Here is a 23755-nt window from a genome sequence, read left to right as displayed (position 1 = left end):
TTATTCGCCTCCTAAACCAAGTAATATTCCTTTCACTGCAGCAACAGATTGGGACAACACCTTCATTTGACTTAAATCTTGATCACTGGCGACGATATATTCATTAGGAGTTGAGCCTAAAATATCGATATTCAGTGCAGACAAGGATTGAGCGGTTTGAGTAAAAATTTGGCTATCTTGCATCCAAGTAAACACACTATTTTTGGGCACCAAATATACGGCTTTTTGGTACTCAGGTATGACAGTAATTTGTTGCCCTAAAAGTAAATTGCACACTTTGGGTATTGGCATAGACCAAGCAGTTAAAAACACGCCATCAGCAATAGCAGACACTTCATCTATCGCAATATGACATTGATTAATATTCACCGCTGATAACGATGTTGACTGGCTCATAGGCACACTCACCTTCACCCGAATACTCTCGGCGGGTATAAGCGAAAATAACTGAGTCCCAGCACTGTAAGGGCTATTAAGATGATTAAGATTAACGATACCCGCCACAGGCGCTATGACCACCAGAGATTCTGTAACAGCATCAATGCGTTGCACCATTTCCATAAAATGTTGCATATGTTCGTATTCAAGATGAGAACTAAAATAATCTTGGCTAATCTCGCGCCACTTATCAGTACTAATACTGCCATTTTTTAACAAAGGCTTGTTACGGTCATAACGTTGTTGAGCTAAATCATACAGGCTTTTAGCGGCCTCAATTTGAGCAAGAAAATGAAATACTTCAGGCCCGGTCAATTTTACAATCGCTTGGCCTTTGGTAACAATTTCTCCCTGCCCCACTAAAAAGGTCACTTGCTGAATATTTTCAGGTGTCATCACCCTATAATCATTGCCAGGTAAACGCGCTATTTGTGCGGGAAGAGGACTACCTTCATAACTGGCCACCTTTTTAGGCGAAATATAACTCACATCTAAATGACCTAACGCTGTAAGCGATATGGACTCAGCACACACGTAAGTCGATGATAAACAGATTGTGATAGATAAAAGGCTGGTGCCAAATTTGGCCATCATAATGAAATCCCTAAAGCTTGCAGTTGCTGAGAATGAAGTTGTTGCTGAGCCACTTGATTAAGTGCTAAATGCGATTCGGTATCTAATGCATCCATGTAACGACGCAACCAGATTTCATAACCAATTTGATTTTGATCTTTCACTTTGGCTAAATCTTCAGTAATGGTACGGTCCAGTGTTACTCCACGTTGTAACAAGGCATGCTGTTTTTGAAGATTATGCTGCTGTAATGTCAGCTTTTGTGATTGTTTTTTTAATTCAAGATAAAGGCTTTCGCTATTGATACGGTGATCTTGATAATCTTTCTGCCAAACAGACAGTTCACTTTGCGATAATGCTGAACCGAAGCCGAGTGGTATGTTTACCCCCAAACCTAAATGTTGGTCGTTAAATTGATCACCAGCAGTTTCTTTTGCGGTTAATGATACGGTCCAAGGATCTTGATCCCCAGCTTGCTGACTTGCCATGATGACGTCTTGCAGTTGTTGTTGCAGAGATTGCAGTTGCCACAATGGATGCTGCATCAATACCATGTCAGCCCCATTGATAGATTGCGCGTCAAGATCAACAATATTATGGTTATTTTCTTCTATGCGTATTGGTATATCACTTAAGCCCGTGAGTGATTGAAAAAGCGCTAATGATTCATCTTGTTGCTGCATAAGATCAATTTGAATTAAATCTATGTCCACACGTTCACGCTCTAACAGCAATATGTTGACCGCAGGTAACTCACCAGCATCAGAAAGTTGTTTTTGCTGCGCATATAACTGTTCTAGTAATGAGGCTTTACGTTGCAACTGCTCAAGCTTCACTGATGCAATGCGGTATTCCCACATGCTTTGTCTTAGCAAACCAGATAAATACAATTTTTGTAGCGCCACTTGCTGATCAAGTAACGCATTAGTCAGTTGCTTTAGTTTGTTATCGCTACGATGCAAACTAAATGATTTGATGGGTAAGTTAAGTGATACTTCTTGCTCATAAATGTTACTATTATCTAGATCACCAAGGTAACTTAAACTGATACTGGGTAAGCCCGTTAACCAAGTTGAACTGCTTAATTGTAACGAGCGGCTATCATTGGATGGCATGCCATTTATGGTGGTCTTGTTTAATCTATTTTGACTTAATTGCAAAAGTTGCGGCAGGTCATTGGTTGTTGCTCCATAGCCATAAGCACTGCTAGCTAAAGCAATAATAAAACATATTTTGATACTAAACTTAACAACAGACATAAGTGATTTCTGTAACCCAAAATGTATACTTAACATATTCGCTTTTGGATGACATAACATGGGGGATATGTATCATAGACACCGTTATAGTACATATGTACTATAGTGTAAGATCATGATTTTAAACATACAATCCATAGATTAATCTTATTTGTATAATTAACTCACTTTTGGACTGATGTCATGAGAAAAGACGTATTCATCATTATACTATTACTGTTGATAACCCTGTTTAAGTTGTTTGACATCTTTGCCGATCTACAACTTAACATTCCCGCTTGGCATATTGCCCAAGAAAGTATGCTTGTACTACTTACCATTGCTGGTAGTATTTTTTTAGGTTATGACCTTATTCGCAGTTCTCGCCAAGTCAAAGCACTCAGCTCGAAACTAAAACAAGCTGACAAACAAATAAATAACATGTCAGGCCAAATGCGTGCAGCAAGACAAGAATATAGCCAAACCATCGCAACACAATTCGAGGCATGGCACTTCACAAAGAGCGAACAACAAGTCGCATTATTACTGTTAAAAGGGCTCAGTTTTAAAGAAATTGCAGAAGTAAGACTCACCAAAGAAAAAACAGTACGCCAACAGGCCTCAACGATTTATAACAAAGCTCAAGTAGACGGCCGCCACACCCTATGCGCATGGTTTATGGAAGATTTTATTCAAGAGTAATATATTTTACTCGCATAAATAATTGCATTCTATGTCCTGAATCTAGCAGGACTAACTCAGTCCTAAAAGCGTAACCCTCTAATATCAACTTTAAATATTCTTAGTTTTTCGTAGCTTTTTCAGCCGTCATCCCCGAGAGCTTTTATTAATAAACAATTCTTAGCTTTAACTTAAATATTAAAAACGCAGATTCTTTCCAGTTAACACTGTGAACAGGGATCTAAGCATTACAGAATATCGAGTACATGAAACAGGCAGGAATGACGTATACGGAAGGAAGCATGGCAGGAATAACAAAAGTGTTAAAACAGAATATGGTCATCAAACTCATTTATTATAAACAACAAAAAAGCCAGCTTGTTTCCAAGGCTGGCTTTAATCAATTAGCGGCAACAGCCACTCATACTATTTTATACTGAACGTATCTGTTTAAGCTTTATACTTACGCATCACTAATGTTGCGTTAGTGCCACCAAAGCCAAAACTGTTACTCATAACGGTATTCAATTCAGCTTTACGCATTTCGCGAACTACTGGCATGCCGGTAGCTTTCTCATCAAGGTTATCGATGTTAATGCTTGGTGCAATAAAGCTATCTTCCATCATGATTAAGCTGTAAATAGCCTCATGAACTCCTGCGGCGCCTAAAGCATGACCTGTAAGTGATTTAGTCGATGCAATTGGAGGCATATTATCACTAAAGACTTCACGTAATGCTTCAAGTTCACGCATGTCACCTACTGGTGTAGAAGTACCATGAGTATTAATGTAATCAACCGGTGTATCAACATCCGCTAATGCCATTTGCATACAACGAACTGCACCTTCGCCTGATGGCGCAACCATGTCATAGCCATCAGATGATGCACCATAACCAATAATTTCAGCATAAATCTTGGCACCACGAGCAAGTGCGTGCTCTAATTCTTCAACAACAACAATCCCGCCACCGCCAGAGATAACAAAACCATCGCGGTCAGCATCATAAGTACGCGATGCTTTTTCAGGTGTGTCATTGTACTTAGTCGACAATGCACCCATGGCATCAAAGCCCATGGTTAATGTCCAATCAACTTCTTCAGCACCACCAGCAAATACCATATCTTGCTTACCCATTTGGATAAGTTCAACGGCATGACCAATACAATGAGCTGAAGTGGCACAAGCTGAACTGATTGAATAGCTCGTCCCTTTAATTTTAAATGGTGTCGCTAAGCAAGCGCTTGCTGTACTAGACATAATGCGAGGCACAATATAAGGCCCTACACGCTTAACACCTTTTTCACGAAGTGTATCTGCAGCTTGCACTTGGTTTTTAGATGACGCGCCACCAGTACCAGCAATCAGTCCGACACGAAAATTAGAATATTGTTCTTCTGTTAAATTAGCATCTGTAATCGCTTCCTGCATAGCAATATAAGCATATGCGGCAGCATCACCCATAAAGCGAAGTGCTTTACGATCGATATGATCAGCTGGATTAATTTTAATATCGCCCCAAACTCTACTGCGTAATTGCATTTCTTCAAACTGCTCTGAGTGAGTAATACCGCTACGACCTGCTTTCAGTGACTCAGTCACTTCTTGCTTGTTATTACCGATACTTGAAACAACACCCATTCCGGTGATCACGACTCTTTTCATTTTTTTGCTATCCATTTGGTACATGTCAGTACTTAATTGCGGCAATCATAGCTTCTTTAAAGCAATTAAGTGGTCAGCTTTCCATAAACACAGGTAAAATAATGCCAAGTTATCGGCCCTGAGTAAAACATTTTGAATAAAACCACTTTATTATCTGTATCTCCCAATTTACAAGAAATGCATAGTTGTTCATTACTGGGCGCCGACACTCATCAAAATAGCCGATATTCCCAACTTGTTAAACAGTATATCGACATTGTATTGCAAAGCGGTGACGGTCATGAGACTGCCACAGATAATCAACGTCATTTACTCATGCTAGGCCAATTAGGTTTCGGCGATGGCCATGAAATCATCCTATTATGGGCTGCCTTAAGAGCTATAAATAGCCATGCTTCTCTAGCTAATCAACAAACCCGAGTTCACATCAGTATATTTGAACAAACACCTGTAAACCGAAAGCAACTTGAACAAAAATGGCAACAGCAAGGACTCCTTCATTCAGATCACCCTTTAATTGATTTGACCCAAGCATTACTCAATTGCGAAATAGCGGCTATCGAAGGTTGCCAACGATTAAGTCTACACCACAACGAATTAGTCATTGACCTATATCAAGGCTCGCCTTTAGAGCAAACTAAAACGATTGCCACACCGAAGAATAACAGAATAGCACACTGGTTTGCCCTACCCTATACGAGCCAAATGACTCATTCGGATCAATATTTTAATCAGTATTTACTGTGGCAATATGGGCGTATTAGTATTGATAACGCGACATTTTTTACCGCTACCCTTGATAATAACGGTATTCCCTCTGCAATCAAAAAGCAATTGGATTTTTGTGGATTTCCCCAAACAATTACGGCCACATCAACTGATAATATTGCCATTGCAGAACGAGAAGCACTCAGACAACAAACACGTCAACAGTTTGCCTACAATCCAATTCCTGCAATCAAGTGTAATGACCATGATCCTATTGCCGTTATAGGCGGGGGAATTGCTTCAGCAAGTCTGGCTTTATCATTAGCTGAGCGTGGAAAATCGGTAATCATTTATTGTAAAGATGAACAATTAGGGCAAGGTGCATCAGGTAACAAACAAGGTGCAATTTATCCTTTACTCACGCCTGAAAATAATTCACTCAGTCAGTTTTTTCAACAAGCTTTTCTCTATAGTCGGCGTCGTATTCAAGCATTAGTTGATGATGGTTATCATATTGGACATGATTGGTGTGGTGTATTGCACACGGGCTTTGATCAACGTAGCCAAACAAGATTAGATAAAATTATTCATGGTCAAACGTGGCCAGGTGAGATTGCTTTTAGTGTCAATCCAAAACAAGCTACACAACTTGCTAACATCGATATCGATAAATCAGGCTTTTATTACCCCTTGGGTGGTTGGGCTTGCCCGTTTGAATTCGCACAGGCGAGTATTGCCAAAGCACAAACATTAACCAAAGTGAGGGTAATTTATAATAGCGACATTAGCTCACTTAAATCACATTCATCTGGCTGGCAACTGTTTAGTGGCGAAAATATCAACTCCATAGCAACACATAGTCAGGTTGTTATTGCCTCAGGATCGCAACTTACTCGCTACCACCAAACAAAAAAACTGCAAATTACAGCTTTTAGGGGGCAAGTCAGTCATGTTCCCTCACAAGGTGAACTAGCACTGCTTAATACGGTTATCTGTGCCAATGGTTATCTGACACCACAACGAGATCAGTTACATTGTGTCGGTGCAAGTTACGTAAAAGATCCTAAGCATCTAGAATTTTGCTTACAAGAACAGCATGAAAATAGCCTAAAGATGCAGCAAAGCTTTCCTAACGCTAACTGGCCTAACGATATTGATGTTTCAAATAATGATGCCAGAGTTGGCGAAAGAATGGTGAGTCGCGATCATTTCCCCGTTATGGGATGTGTACCTGATGTTAAAGAGATATTTGCGCGTTATGCCGTACAGCAAAAATCTAAAGATAAACCCAGCCTATGGCAACGATACTGGCAAACTACACCAGCACCGATTTATGAAGGGTTATATGTATTAGGTGGATTAGGCTCGCGAGGATTAAGTTCAGGCCCACTCATTGCCGAATGCCTCGCTGCGAATCTATGCGATGAATTGTCGCCATTAAGTTTAGATTTACAAGCACAGCTTAACCCAAACAGAATGTGGCTGCGTAAACTACTTAAAGGCAAGGCATTGATGTGATAAGATTAATACATCAATTTTTAATTAAAGTGTCATTGTAAGAGTAATTTACAACATATAAGCAAGCTACACACATTATGACATGACTATATTCACGAACAACTTTGTCATTGATTATTATCAAAGCATTCAATACTAAGAATTAAACCCTCAACATTACTGTAAATTTTTAGAACTAAATATGGCATAAATGTTGAGAAGCAAAAAAACCTATTTAAACCTAAAGTTCTTTTACACCTAAATAGAATTCTATCATAGTTACAATCGAATTTTAATCACTAACTGATATCAATTAAAATCAAACTTATCCATAACATTATTATATTCAGAGTTTTTCATAAAATGTTTTGCTGAATACTTAGAACCTAAAATAGAAATGTGGCCGCCATCTAAACTATAAGGGACTTCAATACCATCTACAACAAATGTATTGTTATTTTTATAAAGCATTGCCCTACCTATAAATGTGACACTTTCATATTTATAAGATATATTCTTTAACCTAAGATTAGCCTCAGACATTCCTTTGTCACTAATCTGTGTTGAATTTATATATAATGGAATATCAAAATAAATACTTTTGTAAAAACTTGGTAGTGGATTTTTTCTATAACGGTATGGTGCAGTCATTATAAAAACATTTGCACCTACTTTTGCGGCTTTGTCAATAACAGCTATAACATCTTCAAACTGTCCCTTTTCTAAAACAGTATCCCAAGAACCAGCGAAAATAATATTGTTATAATTATGCATATTTTCATTTAAATAACTTCTATTTAACAAACATTGTTGATAAGATTTATGTGTGGTTGGGCCCGTGAAATTCTTACTTAAAGATGGAACACACCAATTCGTTGAAATTGATTGAAAAGATTCATTATTAACCTTAAATATTTCATCCCAGAATGGCTCATTATGACCTGCATAGGAATCACCAAAAAGTAAAGTTAATGGTTTCTCATCTTTAGCACCTAAATAACAATCTGTACCCACTTCCGTGTCAACAAAGTCAACCCCTTCATTAAATGAATAAAAGCAATATCCATTACTCCTTAAAGGCATGATAAGTTGCTTGTTTATTTTTTTAAAACCTTTAGCTGACTCTAGTGATAAATTAAACCTAGAGCTTATGCCATCAGTGTAAAAAACGACACCACCTAAAAATATAACGATTAATGCCATATAGACTGGGATACATTTAAAAATATGAACAAGTCGACTAAAAACTAACTCAAACCGAACCCCTTCAACATATCGATAACTTAAAAAACCTAGAAACAAAGAAAAAAATAAACCAAAAAAAATAAATATAGAGCTTAAGGAATAATAGTAAATAGCTACAACTAAAGGCCAGTGCCATAAGTAAATAGAATAAGACCAAACTCCAATTTTTTGAAGAACAACATTACCTGTAATTAAACTATTATCTCTTTTTGCTGATATAACCAAGAAAGTACCAAAAACCGGAAACAAAGCCAAAAAACCTGGCCAATAATTATCTTTAGATATTACAAAATAAGAACCTATAATTAATATTAATCCTAACCTCTCAACTATTATTTTCTTAGCATTATCCATCGATATAGGGTAAAGATAAGCAACACCGCCAAACATCATCTCCCAAGCTCGTGTTGGTAGTAAAAAGTATGATGCCTCAGGCCATCTGTAAGTAGAAAAAACGCAGAATAAAAATCCGACTAAGGTACCAGCTAACACAATAATCTTTAAGGTTTTAAAGGAAATAAAACGTTTCAAAGCGATTAGAGCTAAAGGGTAGATTATATAAAACTGCCATTCAACAGATAATGACCAAGTGTGTAATAGCCATTTATCATGTGAACTAGCATCAAAATATCCAGCTTCTTTCCAATATACTATATTTGATATAAAGCCTAGACTACTTCCTACATGATGACCTAGAGCTTCATAATCTGATGGAATTAAGTAGAGCCACCCAAAAATAAGTAATGCTAAACAAAGAAAAGCCAAAGCTGGTACAATCCTGTTTGCTCTATCGATATAAAACCCAATGATGGAAAAGTTGTTTTTTTCAATCTTTCTAAAAATTATCCCTGTCATTAAAAAACCTGAAATAACAAAAAAAACATCTACACCAGCAAACCCACCTGGCATCCAATCTGAATTAAAATGAAACAACACTACAGAAATAACAGCAAAAGCACGCAAACCATTAATATCTTTTCTAAAACTCATTTTATTAAAACCAACATTTTACTATGACAATTAAAAATCCAAATAAAAAAATGACTTTCAAATGTTTTAAATAGTAGAAAGTTTAAAATATACTTTTCGACGTATTCGTACTCAAACATTTTAATCCTTAGTTATATTAACTTTAACAAACCATTATCTTGCAAAAGTCATTCATAGGACACAAAGGCATTAATTAACAAATAATTATACTCGAAATCGAAGTTTGTCAGCGATTAAATCTAGAGTAACCTAAGGTTGGTTTCATAAGTGGAGTTTTGAGGAGAAGGCAACATAAACATGAATGCCTAAAATGATATTGGTAATTACGTATTATTTCGTTTCGAAGTTGCGGACATATTATATTTATACAGAGGGCGCATTGTGCCCTCTGTATAGCCTGATGGGTTATCTATACTCTTCTAATAAATTAACAAGTTCTTTCTTGAAACCGCTGCCTAATTTAGGGTCGCGTAAACCGTATTCTACGAAGGCTTTCATATAACCTAACTTGTCACCACAATCATGTGACTTGCCAGTCATGTTAAAAGCTTCTACGGTGTCAGATTCAATTAACATATCTATAGCATCAGTAAGCTGAATTTCATCACCTGCGCCAGGTAGGGTGCGCGCTAATAAATCCCAGATTTTTTCAGACAATACATAGCGCCCAACAACGGCTAAATTCGATGGAGCCAGGCCTATATCTGGTTTTTCAACCATATTGAAGATTTTAGTAGAATCGCCTGGATTGATAGTTTCACCACCACAATCTGCAATGCCATACTTGTGCACTTGATCATCAGGCACTGGGGCAACCATAATTTGACTAGCTTCTGACTCACGATAACGAATTAACATCGATGCTAAATTTTCAGTACGTTGATCAGCAGAGTAAGAATCTAAAATCACATCGGGTAACACAACAGCAAATGGGTTATCGCCAATACAGGGTTTGGCACACAAAATCGCATGTCCTAGTCCTTTTGCTTCACCTTGCCGTACATGCATAATAGTGACGTTTTTAGGACAAATAGCTTGTACCTCATGCAATAACTGACGTTTCACACGTTTTTCTAAGGTTGATTCTAGCTCATAAGATTTATCGAAATGGTTTTCTATAGCATTCTTACTTGCATGAGTCACCAATACTATTTCTTTAATCCCTGCGCTAACACATTCATCAACAATATATTGAATAAGCGGTTTATCCACTAACGGCAACATTTCTTTCGGGATTGCTTTAGTAGCAGGTAACATTCGAGTACCTAAACCGGCAACGGGAATAACAACTTTCATAAACATCCTTATATAGCTGAGGCTAAAAATAAATTGATTAAAAGTGAAAAGTGAAATTTAACAATAATAAGAACAAAGCTAAAACTGATGTGACGACTTCTGAGCACGAGTTATCTCAGAAGGCAAATAACGAACTAACCAACACAAGGTTATAATAGTTAAGAATAACAACGCATTTGAGGGCGATTGCAGGTTAAAATCAACTGAAATATGCAATAACATGTGTATAATGGCCATCGCACAACCAAAAGCGACACCTTTGTAAAGTTTATTATTGCGTAAATACATGGTTCTGCACGCTAACCAAAACGCATATAGCACCCAAAACCCTAAAACTGAAGTCATCACCACTCCGTACTCAACCAAGAACTGAACATATTCATTATGAGCATGGTCATAAAAACCTGAATAAAACTGCGGTTGGTATTGTGGAAATACAGTATAAAAACTGCCGCCTCCAGTACCAGTAAATAAGTGCTGTTTAATAATAGGTATGCTATCAAAAACTACTTCATCTCGGGTTTCAGAGCTAAAAGAAGTATCATCTAATCGCTGTTTTAGCTTATCAACACCGAAAATGGAGCCAACAATAAGCAAATCGAGGATAAAAATGCTAACAACTAAAGGTTTAAATAATGTAGGTGGACGACGGTAGATAAACATCGATAATAACGACACAAAGCCTAAAGCAGTAAAAAAACCGGCATTGCCCATGCGTGAACGACTTAATATTAGCCCTATTACCATAATTATAATCGCTAAACGTAAAATAAGTTTCCGACTAAATAAAGTCGATAACAAATCAATTAACATTTCACGTAAATCGAATTCTTTTTTGGTTGTTTTGAGCTCGGATAACAACCAACCAAAGGCTATACTTAAACAAAGGGCTAAATAATTGGCGAAATGGTTTTGGTATACAAATGAGCCTTTAGCCCTATCACCATCGTGATAGCCAAAAATCGGCGAGGTATCTAACTGCAATAAATTCAATAAAGTACCATAAAAAGCTTGTAAGCAGCCCGATAAAATAATGGCAATCAACAACCAACGTATTGCCTTTGGTTGTTGACAGTATTGACTTAACAGTAAAATAAACAAGGTGAAACAGAAGGTTTTTAGCAGTTGTTGAGCAGTTTGATAAGCATCTACAGTATCAATTCCCGGAATCCAATTAAGTAATTGCAAACATAAATATACCAACATTAATCCTGCTGGAATTAACAACTGTTTTTGCCAACGATAGCGCAATAATAGGTCATTATATTTAAAACAATATACTATATGAGCTATAGAAATTAATACAATACCAATCTCTAAAACAGCTAATGACCAAATTCGATTACTACCTAAAGGAATCGGCATCCAAATTATTAGCCCGCATAATGCCAACATTATGATTCGCTGAAATTGCCCAAAATACGCCGACGTTCTAGCTATATGAATACTCATTAGCGGCACATATCCTGTTTAATCCATTTTTCATCATTAGCACTAAAAGCTGGAATTGAATATTTAAAATAAGTACATATCACGTGTGTTAATTGATATCTCTTTGCCATTTTTTTTAAATCATTACGCATTAACCAATTTGCACTAGCGGCGTGTTTTGCCGTTGTAAACACTAACTGCTTTTGACTTACAGTTAGATTAGGCCAATGAGCAAAACCTATTGCCAACACTTGATGCAGCACCTCTGGGGTGTATGGACCATAAACCAACGCTTGTTCCAAATTTATCCAAGCGAGATTAATATCATGCTGAATAAACGCTAAATTATAAGCATAATCACTATAGGCATTTGGCCATGTAGGCCTTTGCTCAATAGCATCAAGATATAATTGCTTAAATGCCATATTATTAGGCTGAGCTAATTTTGAAAATGCCCCCCACTCCATAACCTTCGCTAAAGTTAATAAGTAGTGTGGGTTTTTACTGTCAATACTAAATGCATAATCTGCGGCTAATAGGGCATTGGCATATTGTAATGACGTTGGATTATGGCTTTGTTGCCACTTATCAATGTAAAATCGAGATTTAAAGTGGTAGGCATTCGCTAATCCTTTTTGCAGCAATATCGGGAGTAAACCTAATAAAGCCACAATAAGTACCATATACACCACACGCCTTGCCGACCAGTTTATTCTCTTCATCTACAAACTCGACGGTTCAAATAACGAGTTCGAAATACTGTAAGGCGTAGCATTAGTTAATAAGTAAGCATAATCCTCATCAACCAACGTAGTTATTGCATCATAAGCTAACGCGATTTTAGGAGGACGCCTATTTAGTGAATGACAGTCAGAAGCAACTATAGAATATAACTTTTTCTTCAAAAGATACTCACTCAACTGTTGTGGTGAAGGCCCCATATCACCAATAAGCGATGCTGCAGTAAGTTGTAATAAACACCCTGATTGTACAAAAGGCTTTATTCTATCGGGATGTGTTTGTAACTCGCGATTGCGCTCCGGATGGGCAATCATGGGTAACACATCTTTTGCTAATAACCAGTTAATTAACTTATCTGTACCAGACGGTATATGGCTGCTAGGCAGTTCTAGCAGCAGCACATCTTTTTGCTGGTAACAGCCTAAAAAAGGCAATTGCTGTAGCTCAATAAACTGCATGATTTCTGGCGAAATCCTTACCTCTGCAGCAGCGCGCACTTGCACGTCTATACTGGTTAACGCCAATGCCTCACACAACACACGATAAGCAACATTAATTGATTGTAAGTTATTATCATAAATGCCCAAATGAATATGTGGAGTCGCGACCATTCGCGACACTCCCTGATCAGCAGCTAGAGCCACCAAAGAAATGGCTTCGTCAATTGATTTAGCTCCATCATCAATATTGGGTAATATATGGCAATGTAAATCTATCATGCCTTACTCTTATCCTTATGCTTAGTTGGGGACTCTACTATTGACGGTTCGGCACCATAAGCTTGGTAATAACCATAATCACCTTGATACCGCTGGGCATCTTTAGTATTGAACTGATTTAATACCACCCCAAATACCTTAGCACGAGCCTGATTCAACTTAGCGATTGTCAGTTTAATTGCTTCACTGCGGGTTTGACCTGCTTTAACGACTAAGACAGTAGCATCACATAGTGAGGTAATAATCAACGCATCACTCACAGCATGAACTGGCGGTGTATCAATGATGATTTTACCATATAAAGTTTTGAGTTCGGTCAACAGCTCTGCGAACTGAGCTGAAGTTAACAACTCTTGAGGGTTTAGTGGAACTGCACCTGCTGGCATTACATCAACGTTTGGCTTAACGTCTTTAACAATACAGTGGTCCACGCTATCAGTACCAGATAATATATTAGCAAGACCAGGCTGGTATGTCGGTAAGCCAAAACGCAAACCTAAACTCGATTTACGAAGGTCTGCATCAATGATCAACACTTTCTCCATTGTTGCATAAGCAAAAGCCAAATTCATTGATGTGGTGGTTTTTCCTTCATTTGGATTTGACGATGTCACTTCAATAGTGGCGAGATCACTGCCCATAGCCATTAATGACATAGATGTTCGAATCGTTCGTACAGCTTCTGCATGCAGGGGAAGATTGCTGTCATAAAAGGCAAAGTTGATATTGTCGTAGCTGGTCCCTTTCTTAGCTTTTGGTACATATCCTAAAGCCCGTAAAGATAAAAGCTTTTCAACATCATCACTGATTTTTATGGTGTCATTTAAAGCATCAAGTATTAATACTAATATTATGGCAAAACCTAAACTGGCAATAAAGGCTAAAATAACAATCACTTTCTTATTAGGCTTTGCAGGTATTAACGGAACAACTGCGCGATCAGTAAAGCGGGCCACTGGCGAATCAAAATCACCTGTGACTGCTGTTTCTTTCTGCCTAGCTAAAAAACTGTCGAATAATTGTCTATTGGTATCGACTTCACGAAGCAAACGTTGATAATCTGTATCTTTAGAACTCAAATTTTGATACGCGCCTTTTGCTTTGGCAAATTGCGACTCTAATGCTCTTAAGTTTTGCGTCGCTGTTTCTGCTTCGTCTTCAATCCCTTGTACTAAGCGGCTAATTTGCTTATGCAGGTTTTGTTGTACCGCAATTAACTCCGCCTGTGCAGCAATCATTTTAGGGTGTTTTGGCCCATACACTTGTTGTAACTCAGATACCTTACGTTCAACCAGTACAACTTCACGTTTTACATTTTGTACCGATTGATGTGATGTCACCTCAGGTAGACTTTCTAGTCTGCTGATATCAGTAGCACCATAACGTCTCACCACAGCCATAAAACTATCAGCTTCGGCCATACGTGATCTAGCCACAGTAATTTCGTCACTTAAACGCTCTAGCTCTTTGGCATCTAAGGCTGTAACGCCTTCAACGTCAATTAAGCCGTTTGCAACCTTAAATTGCTCTAATTTAAATTCAGACTGATTTAAGTTTAAACGCAAATCCTCTAAACGACCGCTTAACCACACATTGGCTTTTTGAGTCATACCCAGCTTGGCCTCTAGCTGGCTAATGATGTAAGTATCGCCTACAGCGTTGGCTACTTGCGCAGCAAGCATTGAATCTGAGCTTTCATAGCTAATTCTCACCAGTTGTGTTTTACGTACCGGCGAAATGTTGATATTTTGTGCGAAATTATCAATCATTTGATGTTTAGCTATATCTTGAGCAATTTGATTATCAACTAAGGCAAGTTCTTCTGGTATGAAATTTAGTTGTGCCTTAAGTTCCGCAAACCAACTTGGAGGCTGGTTAAAAGCGGGGTGATTAATTAAATCAAGCTCATTAAATACTCGCTCAGCAATACTGCGTGATTTAATAATCTCAAACTGAGTTAAATAATATTCTTGCTGGCCAGAATTGATACCATACACTTCATCAATTTTGATCGCCATAGCTTGCTCGGACTCAATCAATAACATTGATGAAGCTTTATAAATTGGCGTCATACTTAACACTACAAACACTGTTAACGCAGTAATCAATAGCGCAAATGCAAAAATGCGCCACTTAAAATGTAATATAGGCATTAATAGTTTTTTGACATCTATAAGCTGATCCATTTGTAATGTTGTAGGACTAGCTATATTAGTAGATGAAGCATTTTGTCGTCTGTCTTGGAAGATCATTAAAAAAATCTCTGTTCAATAGTAATGGTATCACCGGCTAAAATTGCACTATTAATGCTGCCACGTTCAGAATCGATTTTGCTACCTTCACGGGAAATAGCTATTTTATCTTCCGAAGCACGTTCGGTTAATCCTCCTGCCAAGGCTATCGCTTGGTTTACTGTCATTCCAGGTTGATAAGGGTAGCCACCAGGTTTTTTGACTTCACCATGAATATAAAATGGCCTGTACTCCACCATACCGACAAACACATTGGGTTCAACAAAATAATCACCTTTTAAACCGTCATAAACAAGTTTCTCCACTTGTTTAATCGTCAGACCATTCAATTGTAACGAACCTAAAAAAGGGTAATTGATCGTACCGCTATTAGTTATTTGAGTTTCGAGTGTCAAAGCTTCTTCACCATAAACTTTTATGACAATCATATCTCCAGCACCTAAACGATAATTCTGTGTTTCTGCGCTAGCTATCATTGGCAATATTGCCAATGATAAATATAATATAACGGCTAAAAATGATGTTAAATACTTCATGGATGTCCTATAAGGTCATTTCGGCTTTAATAAAATATATATTTCGGTCATAAGAATATTGACTGTCAGTAGACTCTACATCAAACACATCGACACCAGTATTTAGGGTTAACCAGCGAGTGATATAATAATTAAGCCCAAATTGATATACTTTACTTTTATCTTCTCGTTCAATACCAGTATAGTCATCATCTACTTGCTTGAATCCAAATGAGGATGTAAATAACTCACTCCATTCATGATGCCACTTAACACCATAACTAGTGCCTCGAATGTAGTCACCCACCCCATTTGGATCACGACTTGTTCTTCCGGTAGAAAAATCAAAAGCAGAATAAGTTAAAGGCTTCCAGGTAACTTTAGCATCCCAGGACAAGCCGCTAAAATCGTCACGATTTTCGTTATCGAAACTTTTATTTTGATAACCTACTTTAATACTACCTTCAGTCGCGGCGCTAGCTTGCCATTCAACACCGACTTGTACAGTATTGGTTTTACTATCACGATCACCTGTTGGATCAACAATATCGTACACCGTATCTACATGTTGAAAGTCAAGGAAAATACTGCTTGCTGACTGGGTGTCATAATAAAAAGTTGCGCCTAGCGCGGTGTTATCAAAATTACGGTACTGAGTAATTGACTCAAAGTTACTGTACTCTTTACTTGAATATTTGGCATTAGCTCGAACACGAGCAGGCGTTGTTTTTGCACCATATTCATAATAGCCACCGACGCTTGTCACATCATAAGTATTTGGCTCATCTTGATCTGCACCACTGGTTCCTTCAAAAATACCGCTTCCTCGGTCTTCATGACCTGAAATATATGAGGCATCAAAACCAAAGCGTCTAGACTGATTAACATCAACGTCAGCTTTAGCTTTGATTAAAGCATCTAGGTAATTATCATCACTGCTTGAAAAGTAATCACCATATTCAATGCCAGCATCTAGTGTAAAGGTAGTATCACCGTCAATTAATTGTGCTTGCACTGCAGGCGTTACCGTTAATATCCAACTATCAAGTTCATCAGCTGAAGAATTTGCACTGGTAATGTTGTCATCATATTTCAAACCAGAGTTAACACCCGGAATAAAATCGATACCAGATTCTGTGCGAATAACACCTGCTTTTTCATCTACGGCAAACACTGGACTTGTAAATACTGTGGCAGCAACGACAGTAGCGACACAACTCAACTTAAATGGCATGTTCATGACTATATCCTTATAAAGTAAATAAATGGGATTAATTTACACTGACGCGATACGCCAATGGGTAAGCTTTAAAAAGTTAACAGATCGGATTCCTACTCAAATGCGTTTACCAGAATGACGTAAAAACAACACTACCGTAATAAGTAAAAATGCCTGAAGGACATGAAAAAAAACATTATGAGGATGAAATAATTTTATCGGAACGACTTAAAGAATAATATTAGCTGAATATCGTAAAATAGAGCGTCACAAGAATAAAATAAGTTAAACATCATTCAAAAGACTAATAAAAAACCAACTACTGCATGAATATTTCGTGGCTTCGTTAATAAACGTTCTTACCTACAAAGCCCTTGAAAAGCGTTAAAAATACAATTTTCACGTCCCACCACAATGTCCAGTTTCGAATGTAAGCCAAATCAAACTCAACACGCTTTTCCATCTTATCTAAAGTATCTGTCTCACCACGCCAGCCATTAACTTGTGCCCAACCAGTAATTCCTGGCAACACTTTATGACGTAGCATGTAATAAGTCACAAGTTTCCGATATTCTTCATTGTGTGCAACCGCATGAGGACGAGGGCCAACAACTGACATATCCCCCATCAATACATTAAAAAACTGTGGTAATTCGTCCAATGAAGTTCGACGTATAAATGAGCCAACATTTGTAATACGAGCATCGCCTTTACGTGCTTGAGTTACCTTGTCAGAATTTTCAGTTACTGTCATAGAACGAAATTTCCAGACTTTAATTTTCCTACCATCTAATCCATAACGATCTTGTTTAAATATAATCGCACCTTTAGACGATAAATATACGGCTATTGCAACACCAAGCAAGATAGGCGATATAGCTAAAATGGCACAAAAACTGAATACGATATCAAACGAGCGCTTATAGAAACGTCTCATGCCATTTACAGGAGATTCAAACACACTTAATGTATCAACTTCACCTACACTTCCAATACGAGCATGCATTAAGTTTTTTAATAAAAAATCCGGGGTAATCAACACATCAGCAGTGCTGTCACCAAGTGACTCGATAATATTAGCAATTCGTTGTTCCGCTATCATTGGTAAGCATACATATAGTTTTTGAACTTGGCCAAGACGAGCGAGTTCGACCGCATCGTTTATAGGACCTACAATCAATGATGAGTCGAGCTCTTCCATTCGGCTAGGCTCGCGATCATCATAGAATCCAATAAATTCAAAACCAAGTTCATCATGCTTTATAATCTCGTCATATAAATGTTTACCCATTTCAGTCATACCAACAATGGCAACTTTTTCTACGTTAAAACCTTTCGCTCTTCGGATACGTTTAATTTCACGAACACAATAGCGCCAACTAAGCAAAATAATCAAAGATAATGCATACCAACCAGCCATCGCAACTCTAGAATACACTTCACTATATTTAAACAAGAATAAAACGAGAGTCATTAATAAAAATGCAAAAGTTACTGTCACTAACATCAATCGGCACATAGTTGAGAAGCGGCCTAAACGCCAGGAGCGATATAATCCGAGTGACTCGCCAATATAGCTGAAAAAAAATAGTACCCCGATGAGGACTAATAAGTAATCCTTATTGAATACTAAACTGTAACCACGCATCATTATCAGCAATGAAACAGCAATGATAATAATGTCTGTCACACGTAACAAAAAGTTAGAGCGAGTAGCAACAAATTGGAATTTTGAAGGACTATCCATTTAGCTCACCTAATATATTATCCGTATTTATAACTGATAAACGCGCAAGAACAGTTTCAACACACTGCTTGGCATGAAATAAAGAATCGCTTTCAACATAACAACGAAACTCAGGGGCGTTTCCTGAAGGTCTTAAATGCACTATATCTCCATCATCTAAGGTAAACCGAAGTCCATCAATAGTATTTAAGGTAATGGCGTCTTTGGAGAGTAAACCAAGAAGAAATAGTAATTTTTTCGGAGAGGTTGCACCAAATTGAATTATTTTTTGACTTTTAGCCACTGCGAAATTTGTTAATCTATCGCTATGAGTAAAACGATTAGGCAAATTTTCTGTTAAAGATGAAACCGTACCATGTCTTGCACTAAACAGCGCCATTAGTACAGGTAAAACTGCATCTCGAGTAGGCAATGCTACCAGCACTTGATGGTTGAAATGAACGTCAGAACCTAATAAAAATCCGCCATTAGCCTCAAAACCTGCATAGGTATCATAGTCATGTTGTAGAGAATCGAAACCAGAAATAACATAAGGAGAACCGATTTTTGTGCGCATGACGAACTTAAATTGTCGAGATAATTCTATAGCCGTATTACAACTGACCGGAATGGCTAATGCATCAATGTTTAATGCTTGAGCACACAACAACCCCAAGATATCACCGCGCAACCATTGACCATGTTCATCTGCCAACATAGGCCTATCGCCATCGCCATCAGTAGAAAATAACGCATCCAATTGATATTTTTGGGTCCATTCTATCGCTTTTTGACAGTCCGTGTCGCTCACAGCCTCAGTATCAATAGGGATAAATATATCGCTTCGTTCAATTAATACAATCTCTGCGCCTAACTGTTCAAAAAGCTCAGGATAAATATCACGCCCAGCACTAGAATGCTGGTAAATCCCAATTCGTTTGCCTTTAAGCCACGGTGTTTCAAATAGGTTACTGTAGCGCGCTAAATAAGATTTAGCAGCAGAATTGTCTTCGACAATATCAACTAAAGTGTCTAACTGTTCAAACGTAAAATGGCCATTAACAATAGATGACTCATCAGCTTTACTGATTTCACCATCTGGTCGGTAAAATTTAAGTCCATTACGGTCAAATGGAATATGACTGCCAGTCACCATAATAGAGGGAATATTTAAAGCCATCGCCTTAAAAGCTAAAGCAGGGGTTGGTATAACCCCGTAATAAATGACATTAAGGCCGTGCAGTTGTGCTGCAGTAGCACAAGCCTTAGCCATAAAAAAACTACTCGGTCGGTTATCAATCGCAATAGCTAAGGTATCGAATTTAAAAGAAAAATGCATTGTTTGGATAAATGACAGAGTAAATGCAGCACATACATCAGCACTAAAATCTTCAACTAAGCCTCTAGCGCCACTCGTACCAAATGCAATATTGCTATTTTCAATCACCTTGTTAGTCATAAACATTATTTAGACTCCGTTGCTTCAACACGACCATATCTATCTTCGAAGCGAACAATATCATCTTCGCCCAAGTATGACCCCGATTGAACTTCAATCAGTTCTAAAGGGACTTTACCCGGATTTTCGAGTGCATGAACTACACCAACGGGAATATAGGTAGACTGATTTTCGGTCAATAAAATATCTTTATCGCCATTAGTTACTTTCGCTGTACCTGATACAATAATCCAGTGTTCTGCGCGATGATGATGCATTTGCACAGATAATTTTGCACCAGGCTTAACCGTAATACGCTTAACCTGAAAACGACTGCCATTATCAATAGAGTCATATTTCCCCCAAGGTCGATATACTTCACGATGATGCTGCCATTCACTGCGTTGCTCTAACTTTAATTGATCAACTACTTTTTTTACTTGTTGCACTTCTGACTGCTTAGCAACCAAAACGGCATCTTTAGTTTCTACAACGATGACATCATCTAAGCCTATGATAGATACTAGTTTTTCTGTAGCGTTAACATAGGTGTTGTTAGTATCAATACCTATCACATCACCTTTAAAGACATTGCCATGCTCGTCTTTATCCTCAATTTGCCACAGTGCAGACCAACTGCCAACATCACTCCAACCGCAATCCATAGGTACTACTACAGCGTGTTGGGTTTTTTCCATCACCGCATAGTCGATAGAATCGTCAGGGCAAATCTCGAAAGCTTGCTTATTGATACGAATAAAATCTGCATCATGAGTTGTATCTAGCATTGAAGCTTCACAAGCAGCAAAAATATCAGGACTATGTAACGCCAATTCTTGTAAATAAGTACTAGCCTTAAATAGGAACATACCACTATTCCAATAATACTGACCGGTCGCAATATAATTTTGAGCGGTTGTTAAGTTTGGTTTTTCTACAAAATTAGCAACGCTAAATCCAAGCTCGTTTGTTAGTAAAACACCACGTTTAATGTAGCCATAACCAGTTTCTGGTGCCGTTGGCACTATACCAAAAGTGACTAATTGATTTTGCTCTGCTAGCGGAATGGCTCGTTTAACAGCATCACAAAACGCAGACTCATCTCTGATAACATGATCTGCAGCCAACACTAATAATAAAGGGTCATTACCATTTTTTATAGCCAACATTGCAGCGAGTGCAATAGCTGGTGCAGTATTACGCCCTACAGGCTCGAGAATAATGCCACTGTTATTTATACCATTTAACCGAAACTGTTCAGCTACAGCGAAACGATGTTCTTCATTACAAATGACTAATGCTGGCGAATGCACAATACCTTGCAGACGATTTGCCGTGGTTTGTAACATTGAATGATTACCAAGCAAAGTCAGAAATTGCTTAGGGAATTGTTGACGAGACAGTGGCCATAAACGAGAACCTGAACCACCAGCCATAATTATCGGTAAAATCATATACAACCCTAATTAATTTATAAGATCTTTGTAACTTACAAAATTAGCAAAACTTTGTGAACCTAATTGATTTAAATGACCTTCATCTTTATATAACGGTAAACCAAGGCTTTCAGTTTTACATAATCCGTTATTGCAAATTACTTTATTCAAATCGACGAAATTATATGTTATTTTTTTGGACAATCTATTGTTTAAAGATATAAACCAATCATCATAGTTCGGTTTATCAACTAAACAGGTTCTTGAATCTGAAAAAAGCACGCGTTTAATCGGGCAGTTATATCCTATATCACCAGTACCAGCAATATCATTTACAACAACAACTTTGACACCAGAAGCTACTATTGAAAGCAGAGTTTGTTCAAATTTTAACTCGAATTTTTTTAAATCAACAACTTCAAGTTGATTATCAATTAATTGATGCATCTTGTTTGAACGTGGCCAACGTGCTGACATAACAATAATGTCAGGATTATATGTACTTATAACATTCATTGTTTTACTATTTTTTATAAAGCAAGCTGTAGCATGTTCTATACTAGGCGAAATACTATAAGAAAAATCTAAGATTGGATTACAAGCACCTTGAGTAAATTCTGCAATTTGAGGTTGTGAACCATTATTATCTTTCAAGCTTAACAGGAACTGATTTAAATGATTTGCATGCGAATCACCGATTAACAATATTTTTGTGCCATTACCACCATAAATACATCTTTCGAGAAGCCCCCTGGTAGCATCTCGGTCTGCTGCTAAACAATTCCTTTCGTTAGTTCCTTGGTAAATTGAATTAAAAATTTCATTTTCTTTTTTAGTAAACCTATTAGAATATCCGTCAGTAAACAAACCTGAAATTATTATTATAACTAGCGAAAAAATAACAAATAGAAAAAATTTCATTACGACTTCCTTTTCATCAAACTAAGCTCAATATATTGATAAGTAAAGTGAGAAAGTATTAAAGTAAGTAGTAAACCAATTACCTTGTGTATTAACAATGTATATTCTGCGTAATTTAAAAAAACAACAATTGGCCAATGCCATAAATAAATTGAATACGAGCATTTTCCTAAGTAAACAAATAGTTTATTTTTTAAAAAACCATTAAATACTGATGATTCCGTATAAATTATTAACATCGTACCTAAAACAGGAACTAAAGAATAAAACCCAGGAAAACGAGTGTAGGGACCAAAGTATAATGCAGAATAAAAAATTAAAGCAAGTCCAATTAAAGATAAAATAGATTGTATAAAAGTTGGTAATACGTTGTTTTTACTCCACATACAGAATAATGCTAACCAGCAACCAGCTAACAACTCATATGCTCTAGAAACTATTAAGTAATAGCCAGACTTTTGATAATAAATGGAAATATATTCAGATAATAAAACTAATACTACACAGATAACAAAAATGGCTATAACACCTCGAGCTATTTTCTTTAATAAATTTAGTTTATTGAAAAGAAGTAAGAAAAATGGAAATAAAATATAAAATTGCCATTCAACTGCAAGTGACCAAGTATGCAGTAGTGGTGCTTCCTTAACATTTAAGCTGAAATAATTACCATATTCTAAAAAAGCATACACATTAGACAAGAAAATAAAATTTGAAATAGTATGGTTAAATAAATTAATCAAATCTGGAGGTGTCATTATAAAACAGAAAACAATATTAGTGACTAACAAAACAAAAAACAAAGCCGGAAATAATCGAAAAACTCGTTGTTTAAAAAATATTATTACAGAAAAATTATCGTTCATTAGCTTATTATAATAACTGTATGTTATAACAAAACCGGAAATAACAAAAAACACATCAACACCAACATAGCCGCCATCGAAGGAAAAGCCAAAGTGATGAAATAAGACTAAAAAAACAGCAATTGTTCTTAAGCCATCTATGTCAAACCTGTAATTCATA

General features: G+C 37.1%; 19 protein-coding genes. 3 read left to right on the top strand and 16 right to left on the bottom strand.

Annotated features, from left to right (window positions below; translation table 11 throughout):
- Window positions 1-1032, bottom strand: a complete 1032-nt coding sequence (locus FCN25_RS17445) for a membrane fusion-like protein (RefSeq protein ID WP_137226673.1) — start codon at window positions 1030-1032, stop codon at window positions 1-3.
- Window positions 1029-2270: a metal transporter gene (locus FCN25_RS17440; RefSeq protein WP_137226672.1), complete on the bottom strand. Its 1242-nt coding sequence runs from the start codon at window positions 2268-2270 to the stop codon at window positions 1029-1031. The genes FCN25_RS17445 and FCN25_RS17440 overlap by 4 nt, the downstream gene beginning before the upstream one ends.
- Before the next feature lie 183 nt (window positions 2271-2453).
- Between FCN25_RS17440 and FCN25_RS17435 the strand changes: the two genes are divergently transcribed.
- Together FCN25_RS17435 and FCN25_RS20965 are read left to right on the top strand one after the other, a co-directional pair.
- Window positions 2454-2951 carry a LuxR C-terminal-related transcriptional regulator gene (locus FCN25_RS17435; RefSeq protein ID WP_137226671.1) on the top strand — a complete coding sequence of 166 codons (498 nt, stop codon included), beginning with the start codon at window positions 2454-2456 and terminating at the stop codon, window positions 2949-2951.
- A gap of 281 nt (window positions 2952-3232) precedes the next feature.
- Entirely contained in the window at window positions 3233-3370 is a 138-nt protein-coding gene (locus tag FCN25_RS20965; RefSeq protein WP_175405897.1) for a hypothetical protein, read from the top strand.
- A 10-nt stretch (window positions 3371-3380) separates the two neighbouring features.
- Here the strand turns inward: FCN25_RS20965 and fabB are convergent, their stop codons facing one another.
- Window positions 3381-4595, bottom strand: coding sequence for a beta-ketoacyl-ACP synthase I (gene fabB, locus FCN25_RS17430; RefSeq protein WP_167496098.1), 1215 nt, complete (start codon window positions 4593-4595; stop codon window positions 3381-3383).
- Between the two features lie 132 nt (window positions 4596-4727).
- Between fabB and mnmC the strand changes: the two genes are divergently transcribed.
- Complete coding sequence (mnmC, locus tag FCN25_RS17425) at window positions 4728-6821, top strand: FAD-dependent 5-carboxymethylaminomethyl-2-thiouridine(34) oxidoreductase MnmC (RefSeq protein WP_137226670.1); 2094 nt, start codon at window positions 4728-4730, stop codon at window positions 6819-6821.
- A 288-nt stretch (window positions 6822-7109) separates the two neighbouring features.
- On the opposite strand, the gene FCN25_RS17420 is transcribed toward mnmC, so the two are convergent.
- From FCN25_RS17420 to FCN25_RS17360, 13 genes are all read right to left on the bottom strand, one after another.
- Window positions 7110-9035, bottom strand: coding sequence for an acyltransferase family protein (locus tag FCN25_RS17420; protein WP_137226669.1), 1926 nt, complete (start codon window positions 9033-9035; stop codon window positions 7110-7112).
- Between the two features lie 405 nt (window positions 9036-9440).
- Window positions 9441-10331, bottom strand: coding sequence for a UTP--glucose-1-phosphate uridylyltransferase GalU (gene galU, locus FCN25_RS17415; protein WP_137226668.1), 891 nt, complete (start codon window positions 10329-10331; stop codon window positions 9441-9443).
- A 78-nt stretch (window positions 10332-10409) separates the two neighbouring features.
- Window positions 10410-11696 carry an O-antigen ligase gene (locus FCN25_RS17410; RefSeq protein WP_254693674.1) on the bottom strand — a complete coding sequence of 429 codons (1287 nt, stop codon included), beginning with the start codon at window positions 11694-11696 and terminating at the stop codon, window positions 10410-10412.
- An 86-nt stretch (window positions 11697-11782) separates the two neighbouring features.
- The gene (locus FCN25_RS17405; RefSeq protein ID WP_137226666.1) at window positions 11783-12484 is read right to left on the bottom strand and encodes a hypothetical protein; all 702 of its coding nucleotides are present in this window, start codon (window positions 12482-12484) and stop codon (window positions 11783-11785) included.
- Window positions 12485-13222, bottom strand: a complete 738-nt coding sequence (locus FCN25_RS17400; RefSeq protein ID WP_137226665.1) for a tyrosine-protein phosphatase — start codon at window positions 13220-13222, stop codon at window positions 12485-12487.
- Window positions 13219-15408 carry a polysaccharide biosynthesis tyrosine autokinase gene (locus FCN25_RS17395; protein WP_302629530.1) on the bottom strand — a complete coding sequence of 730 codons (2190 nt, stop codon included), beginning with the start codon at window positions 15406-15408 and terminating at the stop codon, window positions 13219-13221. The genes FCN25_RS17400 and FCN25_RS17395 overlap by 4 nt, the downstream gene beginning before the upstream one ends.
- A gap of 65 nt (window positions 15409-15473) precedes the next feature.
- The gene (locus FCN25_RS17390) at window positions 15474-16010 is read right to left on the bottom strand and encodes a polysaccharide biosynthesis/export family protein (RefSeq protein ID WP_137226663.1); all 537 of its coding nucleotides are present in this window, start codon (window positions 16008-16010) and stop codon (window positions 15474-15476) included.
- 7 nt (window positions 16011-16017) lie between these two features.
- Window positions 16018-17229 (bottom strand): outer membrane beta-barrel protein, encoded by a 1212-nt coding sequence (locus tag FCN25_RS17385; RefSeq protein ID WP_137226662.1) that lies wholly within the window; start codon window positions 17227-17229, stop codon window positions 16018-16020.
- A gap of 325 nt (window positions 17230-17554) precedes the next feature.
- Window positions 17555-18955, bottom strand: a complete 1401-nt coding sequence (locus FCN25_RS17380; protein ID WP_137226661.1) for an undecaprenyl-phosphate glucose phosphotransferase — start codon at window positions 18953-18955, stop codon at window positions 17555-17557.
- Window positions 18948-20399 carry a phosphomannomutase gene (locus FCN25_RS17375; RefSeq protein ID WP_137226660.1) on the bottom strand — a complete coding sequence of 484 codons (1452 nt, stop codon included), beginning with the start codon at window positions 20397-20399 and terminating at the stop codon, window positions 18948-18950. The genes FCN25_RS17380 and FCN25_RS17375 overlap by 8 nt, the downstream gene beginning before the upstream one ends.
- Window positions 20399-21826, bottom strand: a complete 1428-nt coding sequence (locus FCN25_RS17370) for a mannose-1-phosphate guanylyltransferase/mannose-6-phosphate isomerase (RefSeq protein ID WP_137226659.1) — start codon at window positions 21824-21826, stop codon at window positions 20399-20401. The genes FCN25_RS17375 and FCN25_RS17370 overlap by 1 nt, the downstream gene beginning before the upstream one ends.
- 12 nt (window positions 21827-21838) lie before the next feature.
- Entirely contained in the window at window positions 21839-22729 is an 891-nt protein-coding gene (locus FCN25_RS17365; protein ID WP_137226658.1) for an SGNH hydrolase domain-containing protein, read from the bottom strand.
- Window positions 22729-23754, bottom strand: coding sequence for an acyltransferase (locus FCN25_RS17360; RefSeq protein WP_137226657.1), 1026 nt, complete (start codon window positions 23752-23754; stop codon window positions 22729-22731). Before FCN25_RS17360 ends, FCN25_RS17365 begins: the two co-directional genes overlap by 1 nt.
- Between the last annotated feature and the right edge of the window lies 1 nt (window position 23755).

Origin of the sequence: Shewanella sp. MEBiC00475, from assembly GCF_005234075.1 — a bacterium.
In the GTDB taxonomy this organism is placed as follows: domain Bacteria; phylum Pseudomonadota; class Gammaproteobacteria; order Enterobacterales; family Shewanellaceae; genus Shewanella; species Shewanella polaris.
This window is presented reverse-complemented; position numbering and strand designations above follow the sequence as displayed.